The sequence below is a fragment of the Ottowia sp. genome (assembly GCF_046348305.1).
GTDB lineage: Bacteria > Pseudomonadota > Gammaproteobacteria > Burkholderiales > Burkholderiaceae_C > Ottowia.
Genome location: NZ_JAXMEM010000007.1, coordinates 95697 through 114556 on the forward strand (window position 1 = coordinate 95697; position 18860 = coordinate 114556).

Annotated in this window: 18 protein-coding genes; 12 read left to right on the forward strand and 6 right to left on the reverse strand. The window is 68.7% G+C overall.

Features of this window, described 5'->3' with window-relative positions; translation table 11 throughout:
- The 5 genes from gmhB to U1F38_RS09765 all read left to right on the forward strand — a co-directional run bounded on the left by gmhB (window position 1) and on the right by U1F38_RS09765 (window position 6585).
- Entirely contained in the window at window positions 1-591 is a 591-nt protein-coding gene (gene gmhB / locus U1F38_RS09745; protein WP_409986866.1) for a D-glycero-beta-D-manno-heptose 1,7-bisphosphate 7-phosphatase, read from the forward strand.
- Entirely contained in the window at window positions 588-1361 is a 774-nt protein-coding gene (locus tag U1F38_RS09750) for a lysophospholipid acyltransferase family protein (protein ID WP_409986867.1), read from the forward strand. The genes gmhB and U1F38_RS09750 overlap by 4 nt, the downstream gene beginning before the upstream one ends.
- A 7-nt stretch (window positions 1362-1368) precedes the next feature.
- Entirely contained in the window at window positions 1369-2271 is a 903-nt protein-coding gene (locus U1F38_RS09755; protein WP_409987021.1) for a M48 family metallopeptidase, read from the forward strand.
- 70 nt (window positions 2272-2341) lie between these two features.
- A complete protein-coding gene (locus tag U1F38_RS09760) occupies window positions 2342-3217 on the forward strand; it encodes a methylated-DNA--[protein]-cysteine S-methyltransferase (protein ID WP_409986868.1) in 876 nt (291 codons plus the stop codon).
- A 1148-nt stretch (window positions 3218-4365) separates the two neighbouring features.
- Window positions 4366-6585 carry a malate synthase G gene (locus U1F38_RS09765; RefSeq protein ID WP_409986869.1) on the forward strand — a complete coding sequence of 740 codons (2220 nt, stop codon included), beginning with the start codon at window positions 4366-4368 and terminating at the stop codon, window positions 6583-6585.
- 254 nt (window positions 6586-6839) lie between these two features.
- Here U1F38_RS09765 and U1F38_RS09770 read toward each other — a convergent pair whose 3' ends face one another.
- Complete coding sequence (locus tag U1F38_RS09770) at window positions 6840-7220, reverse strand: TraR/DksA family transcriptional regulator (protein WP_409986870.1); 381 nt, start codon at window positions 7218-7220, stop codon at window positions 6840-6842.
- Window positions 7221-7296: 76 nt separating this feature from the next.
- Here U1F38_RS09770 and U1F38_RS09775 point away from each other — a divergent pair, with 76 nt between their 5' ends.
- From U1F38_RS09775 to U1F38_RS09790, 4 genes are all read left to right on the forward strand, one after another.
- Window positions 7297-7527, forward strand: coding sequence for a cysteine-rich CWC family protein (locus tag U1F38_RS09775; RefSeq protein WP_409986871.1), 231 nt, complete (start codon window positions 7297-7299; stop codon window positions 7525-7527).
- Window positions 7524-8999, forward strand: a complete 1476-nt coding sequence (locus U1F38_RS09780) for an MFS transporter (RefSeq protein WP_409986872.1) — start codon at window positions 7524-7526, stop codon at window positions 8997-8999. The genes U1F38_RS09775 and U1F38_RS09780 overlap by 4 nt, the downstream gene beginning before the upstream one ends.
- A 93-nt stretch (window positions 9000-9092) precedes the next feature.
- Window positions 9093-10463 carry a tryptophanase gene (locus tag U1F38_RS09785; protein ID WP_409986873.1) on the forward strand — a complete coding sequence of 457 codons (1371 nt, stop codon included), beginning with the start codon at window positions 9093-9095 and terminating at the stop codon, window positions 10461-10463.
- A gap of 24 nt (window positions 10464-10487) precedes the next feature.
- Window positions 10488-11261: a class II glutamine amidotransferase gene (locus U1F38_RS09790; RefSeq protein WP_409986874.1), complete on the forward strand. Its 774-nt coding sequence runs from the start codon at window positions 10488-10490 to the stop codon at window positions 11259-11261.
- Between the two features lie 182 nt (window positions 11262-11443).
- On the opposite strand, the gene U1F38_RS09795 is transcribed toward U1F38_RS09790, so the two are convergent.
- From U1F38_RS09795 to U1F38_RS09810, 4 genes are all read right to left on the reverse strand, one after another.
- Window positions 11444-13099 (reverse strand): MFS transporter, encoded by a 1656-nt coding sequence (locus U1F38_RS09795; protein ID WP_409986875.1) that lies wholly within the window; start codon window positions 13097-13099, stop codon window positions 11444-11446.
- A gap of 129 nt (window positions 13100-13228) precedes the next feature.
- A complete protein-coding gene (locus U1F38_RS09800; protein WP_409986876.1) occupies window positions 13229-14308 on the reverse strand; it encodes an acyltransferase family protein in 1080 nt (359 codons plus the stop codon).
- A 213-nt stretch (window positions 14309-14521) separates the two neighbouring features.
- Complete coding sequence (gene gshB, locus U1F38_RS09805) at window positions 14522-15472, reverse strand: glutathione synthase (RefSeq protein WP_409986877.1); 951 nt, start codon at window positions 15470-15472, stop codon at window positions 14522-14524.
- Between the two features lie 39 nt (window positions 15473-15511).
- On the reverse strand, window positions 15512-16705 hold the full coding sequence (locus tag U1F38_RS09810; protein WP_409986878.1) for a benzoate/H(+) symporter BenE family transporter: 1194 nt from the start codon (window positions 16703-16705) through the stop codon (window positions 15512-15514).
- Between the two features lie 99 nt (window positions 16706-16804).
- Between U1F38_RS09810 and U1F38_RS09815 the strand changes: the two genes are divergently transcribed.
- Together U1F38_RS09815 and U1F38_RS09820 are read left to right on the forward strand one after the other, a co-directional pair.
- Entirely contained in the window at window positions 16805-17074 is a 270-nt protein-coding gene (locus U1F38_RS09815; RefSeq protein ID WP_409986879.1) for a BrnT family toxin, read from the forward strand.
- Entirely contained in the window at window positions 17058-17354 is a 297-nt protein-coding gene (locus U1F38_RS09820) for a BrnA antitoxin family protein (RefSeq protein WP_409986880.1), read from the forward strand. Before U1F38_RS09815 ends, U1F38_RS09820 begins: the two co-directional genes overlap by 17 nt.
- A 71-nt stretch (window positions 17355-17425) precedes the next feature.
- Here U1F38_RS09820 and U1F38_RS09825 read toward each other — a convergent pair whose 3' ends face one another.
- The gene (locus tag U1F38_RS09825; RefSeq protein ID WP_409986881.1) at window positions 17426-17659 is read right to left on the reverse strand and encodes a hypothetical protein; all 234 of its coding nucleotides are present in this window, start codon (window positions 17657-17659) and stop codon (window positions 17426-17428) included.
- 637 nt (window positions 17660-18296) lie between these two features.
- Between U1F38_RS09825 and U1F38_RS09830 the strand changes: the two genes are divergently transcribed.
- Window positions 18297-18788 (forward strand): pilin, encoded by a 492-nt coding sequence (locus U1F38_RS09830; protein WP_409986882.1) that lies wholly within the window; start codon window positions 18297-18299, stop codon window positions 18786-18788.
- The last annotated feature ends 72 nt before the right edge of the window (window positions 18789-18860 follow it).

Consider the following 18860-nt stretch of genomic DNA (forward strand, 5'->3'; position numbering starts at 1 on the left):
ATGAAACTGGTCATCATCGAGCGCGACGGTGCCCTGTGCGTGGAGCGCGAGGGCTACCTGCGCTCGCCCGACGACTGGCAGGCGCAGCCCGGCGCGCTCGAGGCCATAGCCCAGCTCAACCACGCCGGCTACCAGGTCGTGATCTCGGCCATCTGGTCGGGCCTGGGTCAAGGGCAGTTCGACATGGCCACCGTCAACGCCATCCAGGCGCGCATGAGCAAGCAACTGGCGGCCGTGGGCGGGCGCGTGGACGCGGTGTTCTTCTGTCCGCACGCGCCCGACGAAGCCTGCGATTGCCGCAAGCCCCAGCCGGGCCTGCTGCGCCAGATCGGCGAGCGCTACAAGATCAACCTGGCGCAGGTGCACGCCGTGGGCAGCAGCGCGCGCGACATGCAGGCCGCGCACGCCGCCGGCTGCATTGCGCACCTGGTGCTCACCGGCAAGGGCGCGCCTGCGTCCATCGAGCCGCTGCCGCCCGAATTTCCACCCGGCGTGCAGGTGCATGCCGACCTGGCCGCCTTCGCCGCCGCCCGCATCGCCGCCGATGAAGCGGTCGCCGCCGCCAACGCCGCGCCATCGCCCCCCGCATGAACACCATCCGCTCGTTCTTGCACCTGCTGTGGATGGGGCTCACCGTCATCCCGTATGCCACGCTGGTGGTGCTCATGGCGCCGTTTTCCAGCAAGGCCGCCGTGTATCGCGTGTGCCGCGCCTGGCTGGGGCTGACCATGCGTTCGGGCGGCTGGATCATGGGCATCCACAACCGCGTCAGCGGCATGCAGCACCTGCCGCAGGGCGCAGGCGCGCCCGCCGTGCTGCTGGTCAAGCACCAGTCGGCCTGGGAGACCTTCTGCATGCCTCCGCTCATGCCGCGCCCGCTGGCCTATGTGTTCAAGCGCGAGCTTCTGCGCATCCCCTTCTTCGGCTGGGCCATCGGGCGCATGGACATGATCTACATCGACCGCGGCCAGCGCACCGAGTCGCTGCGCAAGGTCATCGAGCAGGGCCAGCGCCTGCTGGGCGAAGGCGCCTGGGTCATCATGTTCCCCGAAGGCACGCGCATCCCGCGCGGCGAGAAGGGCACCTACATGAGCAGCGGCGCGCGCCTGGCCATCGACTGCGGTGCGCCCGTCATTCCCATTGCCGTCACCTCGGCGCGCTGCTGGCCGCGCAAGGCCTTCGTCAAGAAGCCCGGCATCGTCGACATCTCCATCGGCCCGCCGATTGCCACCACCGGGCGCAAGGCGCACGAGGTCATGCGCGAGGTCGAGACCTGGATCGAAACCGAGATGCGCCGCCTCGACCCCGAGGCCTACCCCACGCCCGAGACCCCGCGCTCGTCCGTGCGACCCAGCGAGTAGGGCCGTGATGCAGCAGCTTCTGTTCGACTGGCTCGGCATCGACGCCACCACTGCGATTTCAAAGCCGAACAGGCCGACAGCGCCCGTCCCGCCTGCGCAAGCAGCTCCTGAAGTCGAAGCGTCCCAGGCCCCGCCGGCGCTCGATTTGCACCAGGCGCTGGCGCCTGCCCGCTTCAGCCACCCGCAGGCCAACCGCTCCATCGTGCTGGGCGATGCCCACGTCGCCTACGCCTTCCGGCGCGGCGCGCGGCGCACCATCGGCCTGAGCGTGGGGCCCGAAGGCCTGACGGTGGCCGCGCCGCGCTGGACGCCGCTGGCCGAGGTGGAGGCCCTGCTGCGCCAGAAGTCGCGCTGGGTGCTGGACAAGCTGTCCCAGTCCCGCGAGCGCGGCGCCGCCGAAGCGCTGGCGCGCATCGACTGGCGCGAGGGCGCGAGCGTGCCCTTTCTGGGCCAGCCCCTCGTGCTGCGGCTGGACCCGCGCCAGCGCCACGGCCCGGGCGGTGCCGGCGCGGTGCGCGATGGCGCCACGCTGTGGCTGGGCCTGCCGCAAGGCGCCGCCCCCGAGCGGCTGCGCGACACCACCCAGGCCTGGCTGATCGGGCAGGCGCGCCGCCTGTTTGCCGCGCGGCTGGACCACTTTGCCCCGCAGCTGGGCGTGCGCTGGCAGCGCCTGACGCTCACGGCCGCGCGCACGCGCTGGGGCAGCGCCAGCGCGGACGGCTCGATCCGCCTGAACTGGCGCCTGATCCACCTGAGCGAGGCGCTGATCGACTACGTGGCGGTGCACGAGCTGGCCCACCTGCGCGAGATGAACCACAGCGCGCGCTTTTGGGAGCACGTGGGCGAGGTGCTGCCCGACTACGCCCAGCGGCGCGGCACCCTCAAGCACGAGCGCGTGCCGGCCTGGTAGCGGCCGGCGCGTCCGTTGGCACCGCAAGCCGCGGGATGCAGGCCGCGCCCGGCGCGCCTACAGTGAGGCCATGACCTGCGCCGCCAAAGCCCCCACCCCGATCCCCGCCGCGCCACGCGATGGCCACGGCCCCCACATCGCCGCCGCCTGCCGCCGCATCGAGGCCTGCGTGAAAGCCGGCGCACCCGCGCCCACGCTCCATGACCTGGCCCAGCCCAGCGGCCTGAGTCCGTTTCATTTTCACCGCCTGTTCAAGGCCGCCACCGGCCAGACCCCCGCCGCCTGGGCGCGTGCCCGCCGCGCCGCCGCGCTGCGCCAGGTGCTGCCCCGCAGTCCGCGCGTGACCGACGCGGTGTACGACGCCGGCTTTGGCGCGCCCAGCCGCTTCTACGCCCAGGCCGGCGCGGCCCTGGGCATGCAACCCGCCGACTACCGCGCCGGCGGGCGCGGGCAAACCATCCGCTTTGCCGTGGGCCAGTGCTCGCTGGGCGCCATCCTGGTGGCCGAAAGCGCGCGCGGCCTGTGCGCCATCGCGCTGGGCGACGACCCGCAGGCGCTGGTGCGCCAATTGCAAGACCAGTTCTGCAACGCGCAGCTGGTGGGTGGCGACTCGGCCTTCGAGCAGCACGTGGCGCAGGTGATCGGATTTGTCGAGCAGCCCGCCATCGGCCTGGAGCTGCCGCTGGACGTGCGCGGCAGCGCCTTTCAGCAGCGCGTGTGGCAGGCCTTGCGCGCCGTGCCCGCCGGGCAAACCGCCAGCTACGCCGAAATCGCCCGGCGCATCGGCCAGCCCAGCGCCACCCGCGCCGTCGCCCAGGCTTGCGCCGCCAACCCGCTGGCCGTGGCCATCCCGTGCCACCGCGTGGTGCGCAGCGACGGGGCGCTGTCAGGCTATCGCTGGGGCGTGGAGCGCAAGGCGGCGCTGCTGGCGCGCGAGCAGGCCTGAGGCGCGTCGGCAACTGGCCGCCTGAGGTCTTGCCCACTTACCTCCCTGGGGCGGGGGCTGGGGTGAGGTCTTGCTCCCTCGCCCCTTTGGGGAGAGGGTGGGGGTGAGGGGCTTTCTGGCGTTGGAATCGTTGACGTTGTTTGCTTCGTGGCTGGCTCTGCATGCGCTCGCTGGCCGGGATGTGCGCCCGGCGGCGCACCTCCTTTTCTTGTACGCACAAGAAAAGGAGGCAAAAGAAAGCGCCCCCACGTCTGCGACCCCTGCGCTTCGCTACGGGGCAAACCTGCGTCGCAGCACTTGCGGGGTGCGCCGCAGAACTCACTGCGCGCTGGCGCGCTCCGTTCAGACAACCGCGGCGAGTCAGTCAACGAAGCGCGTGCATGCTGCGCTGCACGCGCCACCCCGCAAGCGCCGCGCCGCAGGCGCAGCCTCAAGGGGGTGGGAAAACCACACGGGCCATCGCTGCGCTCGGCCTTGGTGTCGGTTGTTGTCGGGGCCGAGCGCAGCAATGGCCCGTGTTGGAGTTCAAGTCCCCTCTGGCCGTGCCGAGAAGCGCAGGGCGTGGGGCGGGCATGGGCAACGCAGTATGCCCATGCATCGTGATCTGACTTGCTGCGGCTGTTTGAGCGGCGTGAGCGCAGCGAACAAAGCGAGTTCCGCAGCACCGCCCCAGGCGCGAGCATCGCAGGTTGCCCGAAGCGAAGCGCAGGGACACGGCCAGTGGGGTCGCCTTTCTTTTGCCTACTTTTCTTTGGCGACGCAAAGAAAAGTAGGTGCGCCGCCGGGCGCACATCCCGGCCAGCGGAAAAATGCAGCGCCAACCAAGCATCGAACAACAACCAGCGACTCCAACGCTAGAAAGCCCTTCACCCCAGCCTTCTCCCCACATGGGCGAGGGAGAAAGGCGCACATTGCCGGCGGCAGACGGATTGATCGCCGCGGCTTCTTGTCCGGTGGTCTCCTCGAACCTGGGCAATAGGCGCGCGAGCTCTCGGCACAAGCCCCGACACCCTCAATCATCTGTGCAAAAAAGTCACTGGTTTTGAAGCAATTAACCCATTTTTCACCTAAAACAAATCGAATACAGTGTGCTTTCCGGTCGCCGTCCGTGTCGGGCGGCGCATTTGCCTTCTTCCAGCGGATTCGACATGACCCAACGCATCAACGTGGGCGACCTGCAGGTTGCCGCCGAGCTTCACGATTTCATCAACCGCGAGGTGCTGCCGGACGTGGGCATTGACCCCGGCCGCTTCTGGAAGGGCTTTTCGTCCATCGTCACCGAGCTGGCGCCCAAGAACGCCGCCCTGCTGGCCGAGCGCGATCGCCTGCAGACCGAGCTGGACACCTGGCACCGCGCCAACCCGGGCCCGATCAAGGACATGCGCGCCTACCGCGCTTTCCTGGAGGGCATCGGCTACCTGGTGCCGGTGCCGGCCAAGGTCAAGGTCAGCACCAGCAAGGTCGATGCCGAGCTGGCGCGCCAGGCCGGCCCGCAGCTGGTGGTGCCCATCACCAACGCGCGCTACGCGCTGAACGCCGCCAACGCGCGCTGGGGCAGCCTGTATGACGCGCTGTACGGCACCGACGTGATCGCCGAAACCAAGGGCCTGGAGCGCGGCAAGGGCTACAACGCCCGGCGCGGCGCCAAGGTGGTCGAATGGGCGCGCCACGTGCTGGACCGCACCGCACCGCTCAAGAAGGGCTCGCACGTCGATTCGGTGGGCTACCAGATCAAGGACGGCAAGCTGGTCGTCAAGCTGGCCGGCGGCAAGCGCAGCAAGCTGCTGGACAAGGACCAGCTGGTGGGCTATCAGGGCGATGCCAAGACGCCTTCGAGCATCCTGCTGGTGCACAACGGCCTGCATCTGGACATCCGCATCGACCCCAAGTCACCCATCGGCAAGGCCGACCCGGCCGGCGTGGCCGACCTGGTGGTCGAGGCGGCCGTCTCCACCATCCTGGACCTGGAAGACTCGGTGGCCTGCGTGGACGCCGAAGACAAGGTGCTGGCCTATCGCAACTGGCTGGGCATCCTGCGCGGCACGCTGACCGAGAGCTTCGACAAGGGCGGCCAGACCGTCACGCGCGGCCTGAACACCGACCGCATCTACAGCAAGCCGGCCGGCAAGGGCAGCGTCAAGCTGCACGGGCGCTCGCTGATGTTCCTGCGCAATGTGGGCCATCTGATGACCAACCCGGCCATCCTGTACCGCGCGGCCGACGGCAGCTCCCGCGAGATCCCCGAGGGCATCCTGGACGCGGTCGTCACCACCGCCATCGCGCTGCACGACTTGCAGGGCAAGGGCGCAAACGGCATCCGCAATTCGCGTACCGGCAGCGTCTACATCGTCAAGCCCAAGATGCACGGCCCCGCCGAGGTGGCGTTTGCCAGCGAGCTGTTCACGCGGGTCGAGAATCTGCTGGGCCTGGAAGACAGCACCGTCAAGCTGGGCATCATGGACGAGGAGCGCCGCACCAGCGTCAACCTCAAGGCCTGCATCGCCGCCGCCAAGTCGCGCGTCGCCTTCATCAACACCGGCTTTCTGGACCGCACCGGCGATGAGATGCACAGCTGCATGCAGGCCGGCCCCGTGTACCGCAAGGGCGACATGAAGACCAGCGCCTGGATCGCCGCCTATGAGCGCAACAACGTGCTGGTGGGCCTGGACTGCGGCCTGCGCGGCAAGGCGCAGATCGGCAAGGGCATGTGGGCCATGCCCGACCTGATGGCCGCCATGCTGGAGCAGAAGATCAACCACCCCAGGGCCGGTGCCAACACCGCCTGGGTGCCCAGCCCCACCGGCGCCACGCTGCACGCCATGCACTATCACCAGGTGCTGGTCAGCGACGTGCAAAAAAACATGGAGGCCAAGCTGGCCAAGGCCGACGTGCGCGCGCTGCGCGACGAGCTGCTGAGCGACCTGCTCACCATTCCGGTGGTGCCCGAGGCCCGGTGGAGCGCCGCCGAGCGCCAGCAGGAGCTGGACAACAACTGCCAGGGCATCCTGGGCTACGTGGTGCGCTGGGTGGACCAGGGCGTGGGTTGCTCCAAGGTGCCCGACATCCACGGCGTGGGCCTGATGGAAGACCGCGCCACGCTGCGCATCAGCAGCCAACACATCGCCAACTGGCTGCTGCACGGCGTGGTGAGCGAAGGCCAGGTGCGCGCCACGCTGCAGCGCATGGCCGCCTTGGTGGACCAGCAAAACGCCGGCGATCCGCTGTACCGCCCCATGCACGGCCACTTCGAGCAGTCGGCCGCCTTCCAGGCCGCCAGCGACCTGATCTTCAAGGGCATCGAGCAGCCCAGCGGCTACACCGAGCCGCTGTTGCACGCCTGGCGGCAGAAGGTGAAGGCGGGGGCCTGAGGGCTTTCACTTGCCTCGAATTGCTATAACTATAGTAGCTTCCTGCGATTGATGTGCATGGGTTGCCGGCATTCTCAACTGGAGAGTCGGCAACTGCATCGGCGCCCCGCACGTCTGTCGATCCGGGAGGACGGGCGGACAATCGAGTATTGCGGAGCGCTCGCACCTTCGTGGCGCGAGTGTTGGCCGCTCAACCGCTCGGCGTTGGGGTCTGCGGCGCTCGCGTTGGCACGCAATCGCCGGCATGCGGGCGCTCAGCCGCGTGCGCGCTGCGCCTGCTCGAAGCGCGACTTGCAGGCCACGCAGTGGCGCGTCATGGGCTCGGCCTTCAGGCGCTCGAAGGGGATGGCGCAGCCGCATTCATCGCACAGGCCGTAGCTGTCGTCGGCCATGCGCTCCAGTGCGCGCTTGATGCGGGCGAGCTCGTCCGCGTCGAGCGTGGTCAGCGCGGCATCCACCTCGCGCGTCTGGTTGGCCAGGCGCCCGCTTTCGTCCTGCGACACGCTGCCGGCGGTGTTCTCCACCGGCGCCAGGTTGGCGCGGTTTTGTGTCATCTGCGCCTGCAACTCGTCGCGGCGGGCCAGCAGCAGGTTTTTCAGTTCTTGCCGCTGGGCGGCGGTCAAAGCGTGGCTCATGTCGGATCTCCGGCGAACGTTGGACTGGCGCGGGCGGTCAGCCGCCGCGCGCCCTGTGCCGCAGAATAGCATCCCCATGAGGCCCGCGTCCGCCCCGATCGACCCCACCCGCTGCCCGTTGTGCGGTGGGGCCAATGCATGTGCGATGGAGGCCGAGCGCGCCAGCGGCCAGCCGCAGGCGCCGTGCTGGTGCACGCAGGCCGCATTTGCGCCGGCGCTGCGGGCGCAGGTGCCGGCGGCGGCCCGGGGCCGGGCCTGCATCTGCGCGGCCTGCGTGCGGCAAGCGGCCGAAGGCGCGGTGCCGTGAGCGCAGCGGTGCCCGAGGCGCCGGACTCGGGCGCCGCGCTGCGCGAACGCCACGGCCCCAACTACCGCTGGTGGCTGTTGCTGGCCGTGATGGTGGGCACCATGGCTTCGATCATGTCCTCCACCGTGGTCAACGTGGCCATTCCCGGGCTGTCGCACCAGTTCGCGCTGGGGCAGGCGCGCGCGCAGTGGGTGACCAGCGGCTTCATGGTGGCGATGACGGTGTCGATGCTGACCACCCCCTGGCTGCTGGCGCGCTTTGGCTATCGCGCCACCTACGACGGCTGCATGGGGCTGCTGCTGGCCGGTGGCCTGCTGGGTGGCCTGGCGCAGAACTACCCACTGGTGCTGGTCGCGCGCGTGCTGGAGGGTCTGGCCGCCGGCGTGGTGCAGCCCATTCCGGCCATCATCATCATGCGCGCCTTCGCGCCGCACGAGCAGGGCCGCGCCAGCGGCATGTTCGGCATGGGGGTGGTGCTGGCGCCGGCGCTGGGGCCGTCCATCGGCGGGGTGCTGGTGGACTGGTTCGGCTGGCGCTCGATCTTCTTCATGGTGGGCCCGTTCTGCGCGGCCGCCCTGTGGATGGCCCACCGCTACGTGCCCACCAGCGCGCCCGGTGGCGGCGCGGCGCAGCGCGGCGAGACGCTGGACGCGCTGGGTCTGCTGCTGACCAGCGCCGGCACGCTCAGCCTGCTCAACGGCCTGGTGTCGGTGCGCAGCGGCCCGGGCTGGGAGGCGGGGGCCCTGCTGGCGCTGGCCGCCGCCTGCTTTGCCGCCTTTGCCCTGTGGCAGCACCGGCGCATGCGCGGCGGCCAGGCGCCGCTGATGAACCTGCGGCTGTTTGCCTGGCGGCCCTTTGCCATGGGCGCGCTGGTGGCGCTGATCTACGGTACGGCGCTGTTTGGCTCCACCTATCTGCTGCCGGTGTACATGCAGATGGGCCTGGGGCTGTCGGCCTCCAGCGTGGGCGGCATCCTGATGCCCTCGGGCCTGGTGCTGGCCGGTGCCATTGCCGTGGTGGCGCGGCTGGCCGACCGCCGGCCCGCCAGCGGGTTGGTGATGATGGGCCTGTCGCTGCTGGCGCTGTCGTTTGCGGCCATGGTGACCATCGGCCTGTCGGCCAGCCTGTGGCTTTTGATGACCTGGAGCATCGTCGGGCGCATCGGCCTGGGTTTCATCCTGCCCTCGCTCAACCTGGGCGCCATGCGCGGGCTGGAGAAGGACTTGATCGCGCAAGGCTCCAGCGTCATCAACTTCGTGCGCACCCTGGGCGGCGCCGCCGGCGTGGGCCTGTGCGGCATCGCGCTGGAGTGGCGCCTGGCCGCGCACGGCGTGGCGTTGGGGCAGGGCCCGCCCAGCGCGGCGCGGCTGGCGGCGTTTGACGAGGTGTTCCTGATGCTGGCCGCGCTGTGCGCCCTGGCCATGCTGGCGGCGCGGCACTTGGGCGCGCACACACGCCTGACGCCCCAATAGACGCGGAAAGACCCTTCTGTTGGAAGAAACCGACACCACGATGGCGGGCTTGGTGACACCCTTGCGGTTTTTGAAAACCCCAAGGATCACCCCATGCCCAAGACCCTGATTGAGCCCTTTCGCATCAAGAGCATCGAGCCCATCCGCGTGACCACGCGCGCCGACCGCGAGCAGTTGCTGGCCGCCGCGCACCTCAACGTCTTTTTGCTGCGCGCCGAGGACGTGCTGATCGACTGGCTGACCGACTCGGGCACCGGCGCCATGTCCAGCCGCCAGTGGGGCGCCATCATGGAGGGCGACGAGAGCTATGCCGGCGCGCGCAGCTTCTACCGCCTGGAAAAGGTGATCCAGGACATCACCGGCATGCAGCATTTCGTGCCCACGCACCAGGGCCGCGCGGCCGAAAAGGTGCTGTTCACCGCGGTGTGCAAGCAGGGCGACCTGGTGCCCAACAACTGCCACTTTGACACCACGCGCGGCAACCTGGAATACCTGGGCGTCGAGGCGCTGGACCTGGTCGAGGCCGTGGGCCTGCAGCCGGCCACCATTGCCCCCTTCAAGGGCAACATCGACCTGGCGCGCGCCGAGGAGGTCTTGAAGAAGGAAGGCCAGCGCATCCCCTTCGGCATGCTCACGGTGACCAACAACACCGGCGGCGGCCAGCCCGTGTCCATGGCGAACATCCGCGCCTATGCGGCACTGCTGAAGAAATACGGCAAGCCCTTCATCATGGACGTGTGCCGCTTTGCCGAGAACGCCATGTTCATCAAGATGCGCGAGCCGGGCTACGAGAACACTTCCATCAAGGCCATTGCCCAGGAGATGTTCAGCTACGCCGACGGCGCCACCATGAGCGCCAAGAAGGACGGCATGGTCAACATCGGCGGCTTCATCGTGCTGCGCTCCGACGAATGGCTGGACGAGGTGCGCAGCGACCTGATCATGATGGAAGGCTTTCCCACCTACGGCGGCATGGCCGGGCGCGACCTGGAGGCCCTGGCCGTGGGCCTGGAGGAGGGGCTGGACGAGGACTACCTGCGCTACCGCCTGCGCACCGCCGAGTACCTGGGCGAAAAGCTCGACGCCGCAGGCGTGGGCTTCGTCAAGCCCACCGGCGGCCACGCGGTCTATATCGACGCCAGGACCGTGCTGCCCGGCATGCCGGTGCAGCACTACCCGGCCTGGGCGCTGTGCAATGCGCTGTACCTGGAGGGCGGCATACGCGGCGTCGAAATTGGCTCCGTCATGTTCGGCAAGCGACTGGATGACGGCACTGAGACCTTCCACAGCATGGAGCTGGTGCGCCTGGCCTTCCCGCGCCGCATGTACACCCAAAGCCACTTCGACTACGCGGCCGAGGTGATTGCCGAGGTCAAGCAGAAGGCCGCCAGCATACGCGGCGTGAAAATCGTCAAGCAGCCCAAATTCTTGCGTCACTTCACCGCGCAGTTCGACTGGGCTTGACGCTACCGTTGCATACTTGGCTCCATGTGCCAGCTGCTCGGGATGAACTGCAACACGCCCACCGACGTGACCTTCAGCTTTGCCGGCTTTGCGCAGCGCGGCGGGCGCACCGACCACCATGCCGACGGCTGGGGCATCGCCTTCTTCGAGGGGCGCGGCGCGCGGCTGTTTCTGGACCCCGGCGCGGCGGCCGATTCGCCCATTGCCGAGCTGATCCGCCGCTATCCGATCAAGAGCAAGAACGTCATCGCCCACATCCGCAAGGCCACCGTGGGCGAGGTGCTGCTGGAGAACTGCCACCCCTTCGTGCGCGAGCTGTGGGGCCGCACCTGGGTGTTTGCCCACAACGGCGACCTGAAGGACTACCACCCGCGCCTGCACGGCCACTTTCACCCGGTGGGCGACACCGACAGCGAGCGCGCCTTCTGCTGGCTGATGCAGGAGCTCGCCAAATCCCACGCCAGCGTGCCGCCGGTCGATGAGCTGACCCGCACGCTGGCCGAGCTGCTGCCCCGGGTGGCGTGCCACGGCAGCTTCAACATGCTGCTGTCCAACGGTCAGGCACTGTGGGCGCATGCATCGACCAAGCTGTGCTGGATCGTGCGCCAGCACCCCTTTGCCCGCGCCCGCCTAGCCGACGAAGACCTGGCCATCAACTTTGCCGAGCACACCACCCCGAGCGACCGCGTGGCCGTGGTGGCCACCACGCCGCTGACCTGCGACGAGGCCTGGACCGCGTTTGCGCCGGGGGAGTTGAAGGTGTTCGTGGACGGAGCGCCCGTCGGGGCGGGCGCGTGAATTGCAATTGGTTCACTACAAAAATCAGAGCTGTTTGCGCTTGATCAGCGGGCGATAGAGCCTGGTTTGGCCTAAAAAGCCGGTGTGCCTCCAGGCAGGCCGCCGGCCCTCACCCCAACCCTCTCCCAGAGGGGGAGGGGGCCAAGCGCGGTGCGGCCGATGGCGTTGCCGCGCGCAGGCGATCATGGCTTGAAAAAGCCCAGCCCCTCGCCAGGCGCCGCCCGCACCGTGCTCTCGCGCAGCGCCCGCTGCACCCGCGGTGGCTCGGCGCCGATGTGATAGGCCAGCTTGCGCTCGCGCAGCGCCACGTCGGCGGTGGTGGTGCGCTCGAAGCGGCGCAGGTGCTCGGTCCACGAGGCATCCTCGATCACCTCGATGAATCGTCCCGGCTCGTTGATGTCCGACAGCAGCTCCCAGCTCACGGCGCCCAGGCGCAGGCGCGAGCGGCGGCTTTCCTCCATCAGCGCGCGAAAGGCGGCGGCCTTGTCCGGCTCGATCTGGTATTCGACCGTGACCACCACGTGGCCGTGCGGCGGCGGCGCGCTGACCCGGGGGTGCGGCAGCGGGCCGGCCGGGGTCGGGTCGTCGACCATGCCGCGGTCGGGCCAGTACGCGTTGGCCAGCGCCATGGTGACGATGCCGCTCACCGCGCCGATGCCCAGCGTCAGCGGCACGCTGCTCCAGGTGGCCACCTGGCCCCACACGGCGGCCCCCAGCGCGGTGGCACCCATGATCGCCATCTGGTACATCGACATGCCGCGCGCGCGCACCCAGTCGGGCAGGCTGATCTGCGCCGACACCGACAGCGAGTTGGCGGTGGTCAGCCAGGCCGCGCCGCACAGCAGCATGGCGGGCACGGCCAGCCACAGGCTGCGGGTGACGGCCATCAGCGCCATCATCAGCGCCTGCGTGACGGCGCCGGCCAGCACCAGCCGGTCGCGCGGGAAGGCGCGGCGCAATTGCGGCAGCACAAAGGTGGAGGCAATGGCCCCCGCGCCCATGGCCGCCAGCAGCACGGTGAAGGTGCCGGCGTTGCCGCCCTCGATCTCGCGCGCCACCAGCGGCAGCAGCGCGATCAGCGCGGTGGAGTGAAAGAAGAACAGCCCGATGCGCAGCAACACGCCCTTGAGGTGATACGACTGCATCACGTATTGCAGGCCCACGCGCATGGCGCCGCGCAGGCTTTCGCGTCCCAGCGGGTGCGGCGTGTGCGTGCGCCGCCAGCGCGAGATGACGATGGCGGCCCCCACCGACAGCACGGCGTTGAGCGCGAACACCCAGGCGCTGCCCAGGCTGGCGATCAGCGCGCCGGCGATCAGCGGGCCCCCGATGCGCGCCGCATTCATCGACACGCCGTTGAGCGCCAGCGCCGCCGGCAACTGCGGGCGCGGCACCAGCTCGGGCACGATGGCCGCGAACACCGGCCAGCGCAGTGCCAGCCCCACGCCATTGCAAAACAGCAGCAAGAGCAGCAGCGGCGGCGAGATCACCCCCGCAAACGCCGCCAGCGCCAGCAGCGCGCCCACCACGGCCACCCACAGCTGGGTGAACAGCAGAAAGTGCTTGCGGTTGAGGATGTCGGCCAGCGCGCCCGAGGGCAGGCCCAGCAGAAAGACGGGCAGCGTGGCCGCGGTCTGCACCAGCGCCACCCAGTTGGGTTTGTCGGTCAGCGTCGTCATCAGCCAGGCGGCCGCGACGTCGTTCATCCACATGCACAGATTGGCGATCAGCCAGGTGCTCCATAGCAGGCTGAACACGCGATGGCGAAACGGCGCCAGTGGGCCCAGGTCCTCGTCGGCGACCGGTGCGGCGCTCGGGTGCGGCTGGGAGTCGGGCATGGCCCAGCGATGATAGATGGGATGGGCCCGCGGCGCCGACCAGCGTCTCGATCACTACGAAAATCGTAGCTTGTTGCGCTTGATGGATGCGGGCTGCTACCCGATTTGGCTTGAAATCGCGCGGGGCGTTCAATGGGCCGGCGCCGACACCGTGGGGCGCTTGCGGGCCGGCGGCGGGTGGCCGTCGCGCCAGCGCAGCGCCCAGCGCTCGATGCTGTAGTAGGACAGGGCCGCCAGCGCCAGCGAAATGGCGCCACCCATCACCACCACCAGCGGCCAGGGCAGATCGGCGCGCAAATAGCGCACCACCGGGTAGTGCCACAGGTACACCCCGTAGGACAGCTGCCCCAGCTTGACCAGCGCCGGCGTGCTCAGCATCTGCCAGACCACGCCGCGCTGGCGCTGCACGGCCACCAGCAGCACCACGGCCGCGCCTTCGACCGCCGGCATGCCCCAGGAGAGCGCGTCGCTGCTGTCCCAGCCCAGGCCCATCAGCACGGGCACCGCCAGCGGCAGCCACAGCGCGTGGTGCAGGTGGCGGCGCGCGCGGGCGATGAAATCGGGCTGCTCGTGCAGCAAGGCCGCCAGCAGCGCGCCGGCCAGCAGGCCCGAGGCGCGCGTGTCAAAGCGGAAGAACACCTGGTAGAACGCCTGATCCCAGGACACGCACAGCACCCGCCACAGCGTGGCCAGCACCCACAGCACCGCGATGGCGCGCCACACGTGGCCGCGCTGGCAGCGCGTGACCAGCAGCGCCAGCAGCGGCGGCCAGATCAGGTAGAAGTGCTCTTCCACCGACAGCGACCACATGTGCAGCAGGCTGGCGGGCTGGTCGAAAAAGGCGATGCCATAGTCGGCCAGGTACAGCGCCGACACCAGCGCGTCGGTCAGCGCGTCGTTCTGCCCCGGCCACAGCAGCGGCGCCACCGCCACGTAGACGGCCAGAAACAGCAGCAGCGCCGGCATCAGCCGCAGCAAGCGGCGGCGGTAAAAGCGCCAGCAATCGATCCGGCCCTCGGCCCGCAATTCCAGCAGCAGCAGCGAGGTGATCAAGAAGCCGCTGAGCACGAAGAACAGATCGACGCCGAAGAACGCGCCGTCGAACAGGGGCACGTGGGCGTGCGACAGAATCACCAGCGCGATGGCCACGCCACGCAAGCCGTCCAGCGCGGGGTTGTAGCGCAAGGCGAACCCGTGGGTCTTCAACATCGGACCTCCTATGACTTCACTGGGGGCGCGGGTCGCGACACGTCGCCCATGGGCCCGGCGCGCCGCAGCAGGGCCGGGCGTCGCAGTATCGGTGCGATCGAGCGCGCGCGGGTTACAAGAGGTTGGCTGGGCGGCCGATCCACAACCTCGGCTCACGCGCGTCAACAACTCCAAACACTTCAGCCGCCGCATTTGCACGGGGGCGCCCGCGGATCAGCGGCGGGCGACGGCGCGCTCCAGTGCGTTGACAAACAGCGCCGGCACGTCGCAGCCGGTCTGCTCGTGGATCTCCTGAAAGCAGGTGGGGCTGGTGACGTTGATCTCGGTCACGTGCGTGCCGATGATGTCCAGCCCGATCAGCAGCAGCCCGCGCGGCGCCAGCGCGGCGCCGATGGCGCTGGCCGTGGCGCGGTCGCTGTCGGTGATGGGCTGGGCCACCCCCAGGCCGCCGGCCGCCAGGTTGCCGCGCACCTCGGTGCCCTGCGGGATGCGCGCCAGCACGAAGGGCACGGGCGTGCCGTCGATGATCAGGATGCGCTTGTCGCCGGCGGCGATCTCGGGCAGAAAGCGCTGCACCATCACGCTCGTGGCGCCGCCCGCATTCAGCGTCTCGATGATCGAGCCCAGGTTGAGCGCGTCGGCCTTGACGCGGAAGATGCCCATGCCGCCCATGCCGTCCAGGGGCTTGAGGATGATGTCCTGGTGCTCGGCGTGAAAGCGGCGGATCTCGTCTTCGGAGCGCGTCACCAGCGTCGGCCCGATGAACTGCGGCCACTCCATGACGGCCAGCTTCTCGGGGTGGTTGCGCAGCGCGGCGGGTCGGTTGATGACGTGCGCGCCCTCGCGCTCGGCCTGCTCCAGCAGGTGGGTGGCGTAGATGTACTCGGCGTCGAAAGGCGGGTCCTTGCGCATCAGCACGGCGCCGAAGTCCTTCAGCGCCATGTCTTGCGCGGCTTCCTCGGCAAACCAGTCGGGCGCTTTTCCGGTCAGCGTGATCGGGCGCACCCGCGCGCGCACCACGCCGCCGCTTTGCCAATGCACATCCTGCGGACCGCAGGCCGCAATGCGGTGGCCGCGCCGCTGCGCCTCGCGCATCATCGAGAAGGTGGTGTCCTTGTAGGTCTTGAAGTGTTCGAGCGGGTCGGCGATGAACAGCAGGTTCATGATGGGCAGGGGTTCAACGGTGGCGGGTTCGATGGTGCCTTATCGCGCGCCATCCTGCTTGGGGCCGGGCTTTCGTCCTGCCTGCGTCACCAGCAGCGCCAGCGCGCCGGCCACCACGCCCCAGAAGGCCGAGCCGATGCCGCCCAGCGTGACGCCCGAGGCGGTGACCAGGAAGGTGATCAGCGCCGCCTCGCGGTGCGCCTCGTTTTGCAGCGCCGCGACCAGGCCGCCGCCGATGGTCGACAGCAGCGCCAGCCCGGCAATGGCCGCGACCAGCTCCTTCGGAAAGGCCACCAGCAGCCCCGCCACGGCGGCGCCAAACAGGCCGATTCCCACGTAGATCACGCCGTTGACCACGGCCGCCGTGTAGCGCCGCGCCGGGTCGGGGTGCGCCTCGGGGCCCATGCAGATGGCGGCGGTGATGGCCGCCAGGTTGAGCGCGTAGCCACCAAAGGGCGCCAGCACCAGGGTGGCCAGGCCGGTCAGGCTGATCAGGCGGCTCACGGGCATCTGGTAGCCCGTGGCGCGCATCACCGCCACGCCCGGGACGTTTTGTGAGGCCATGGTCACCACGAACAGCGGCAGCGCCACGCTGACGGTGGCCTGCCAGGTGAAATGCGGCGTGGTCCACACCGGCCGCGCCCATTCCCACTGCACCTGCGACCAGGCAATGTGGCCCTGCGCGGCGGCAAACGCGATGGATACCAGCAGCGTGAGCGGCACCGCGTAGCGCGGCAGCCAGCGCTTGCCCAGCAGATAGGTGGCCAGCATGGCCAGCACCAGCGGCAGCGCCGTGTGCGCCGCGCTGAAGGCCGCCATGCCGAAGTTGACCAGCACGCCGGCCAGCAGGCCGGAGGCAATCGCCATCGGGATGCGGTTCATCACGCGCTCGAACCAGCCCGTCACGCCGCACAGCACAATCAGCCCCGCGCAGACGATGAACGCGCCCGTGGCCTGGCCCAGATCGAACCCCAGCCCCGCGCTGGCCAGCACCGCCGCGCCGGGGGTGCTCCAGGCAATCATCACCGGCTGGCGCAGGATCAGCGAGGGAATGGCGCTGGTCAGGCCCATGCCCAGGCCCAGCGCCCACATCCAGGAGCTGATCACTTCCTGCGACGCGCCAAAGGCCTGCGCCGCCTGAAACACCAGCGCCACCGAGCTGGTAAAGCCCACCAGCACCGCCACAAAGCCGGCGCTGGCGGCCGACAGGCTCAAGTCCTTGAAAAATCGCATCGGGCGATTGTGCGCGCGCAGGCGTGGGCACGGCGGGAGTCCATGGCCAACGTGATTTGCCGTGCTTGACGAATTTATTTATGTACGTACAATAATGAAATGGACATCGAGTTCGATCCAGTCAAGGACGCAGCCAACGTCGCCAAACACGGCGTTTCCATGGCCTTGGCCGAGCGCATTTGCTGGCCCGATGTCCTGTGCATGCCCGACAGCCGGTGCGACTATGGCGAGTTGCGAGAAATCGGCTTTGCCGTGATCGACGAGCGGTTGTACGTGGTGGTGTTCGTGCAGCGCGGCGAGATGATGCGCATCATCAGCCTGCGCAAGGCCAACCAACGTGAGGTGAAGCTGTATGACGAAGCGATCTAAAAATTTGGGCCTGCTGCTGCCCACGGCCGACGAGGACGCCGCCATTGCCGCCGGCCTGGCGCAGGACGCCGACACAATGGAGATCACCCGTGCTGACCTGCCGCGCCTAGCGCCGCTGCGCCGGCCCGGCCGGCCACCCGTCGCACACCCCAAGGTTCCCATGACGATGCGCGTGGACGCCGACGTGCTGGCTGCCATCAAGGCCAGTGGCAGCGGCTGGCAAACCCGCGTCAACCGCGTGCTGCGCGAGGCCGTGCGCCGGGGCAAGCTGGCCGCGTGACCGGGCCGGCGCGGCCGGTCAACCATGCGGCGGGCTGAAATTCAATTCCCGCCCAAACGCGCCAGAGGCGCTCAGTTCATTGGTTTCGCGCCCTGCAGCAGCCCCTCCAACTGCCGCTTGGCAATCGGGTGCCCCAGCGCCGCCGCCTTGGCGATCCACATCACCGCCAGTTGCTCGTCGCGCTCGGTGCCACCTGCCGCATGGGCCGTGCCCAGCCACTGCATGGCCTCGGCGCTGCCCTGCTCGGCGGCCGCCCGCAGCCAGTAGAGCGCGGCCTCTCGACCCCCCCCCGGGGGCGTGGACATAAAGCAGCGCGCCGATGTCGGCCTGTGCCTCGGCGTCGCCGGCGTCGGCCTGCAGCAGCACGGCCACATCGTCGTCGCTGAATGGCACGCCGGTGCTGTCACAAATCAAGCCCAGCACATCGCTCAGGGCCAGCGTGGCGCGTCCGCGCGCGTCCTTGTCGCCCTTGGCCAGCACGCCGTCGGCCGCCTTGCGCCACAGGGTGCTGCGGCCCATGCCGGTGAGGGCCGCCACGGCATCCAGACTGATCGAGTTCATGCGTTGGGTCCTTTCATCGCCGGCCCGATTCTAGGGGGCCGCTGAATGGTTCTCCGTGGATGTGGACGCCCGATGTCGGGATGCACGCGCCACGATGGAATTGTTCAGCTGCGCCCTAAAAGCCGCACCACCCCGCGCGGCGGGACGTTGGCCCCCATCCCGAAGGCCAGCCTGAGACGCCCATGGGCGTCCCATCGGTGTGCGGGACAGCCTTTGCCGTCCCGTTTGCCGCGCGAATCCGTGCAAATTGACACAAAAGGCGCCCGCCAGCCGCTTGGCACGCCCCCTGCAACAAACAAGGCGTGCGACGACGCACCTACCCACTCAGGGAGTGTCTCCGAGGGTCTCCAAGGTTCAACCTTACTTTTGAAGGAAATGAAAATGAAACAGATGAAGAAACTGCAGCAAGGCTTTACCCTGATCGAATTGATGATCGTGGTGGCCATCATTGGCATTCTGGCGGCCGTGGCGCTGCCGGCGTACAAGGACTACACCATCAAGGCGCGCATGTCCGAAGTGGTGCTGGCCGCGTCGCAATGCCGCACCACCATCAGCGAGACGATTCAGACAATGAATCCGACCGCCACCCTTTCTGGCACGAACGCCTTCGGCTGCGATGCGACCAACCCGACCAAGATGGTGGCTTCGATTGTGGCAAACGGCACGACCGGTCAAATCGTCGTCACTCCGCACGCATCCAACCTCGGAACGACATTGACGACGTCGGATACCATCATGCTGACGCCGTACCTTAGTGGCTCAACCGCATACAACTTGGCTTCGGCCAACGGAGGGCAGGGAACGCAAGTATTTGAATGGAAGTGCACCTCCAACGGCACTGCGGCGCGGTACGCCCCTGGTTCTTGCCGCTGATCGAGGCACTGCAACTGAATATCCATTTGTGCAAAAAGGGGGCTCTGGCCCCCTTTTTTTCGTTGCTGATAC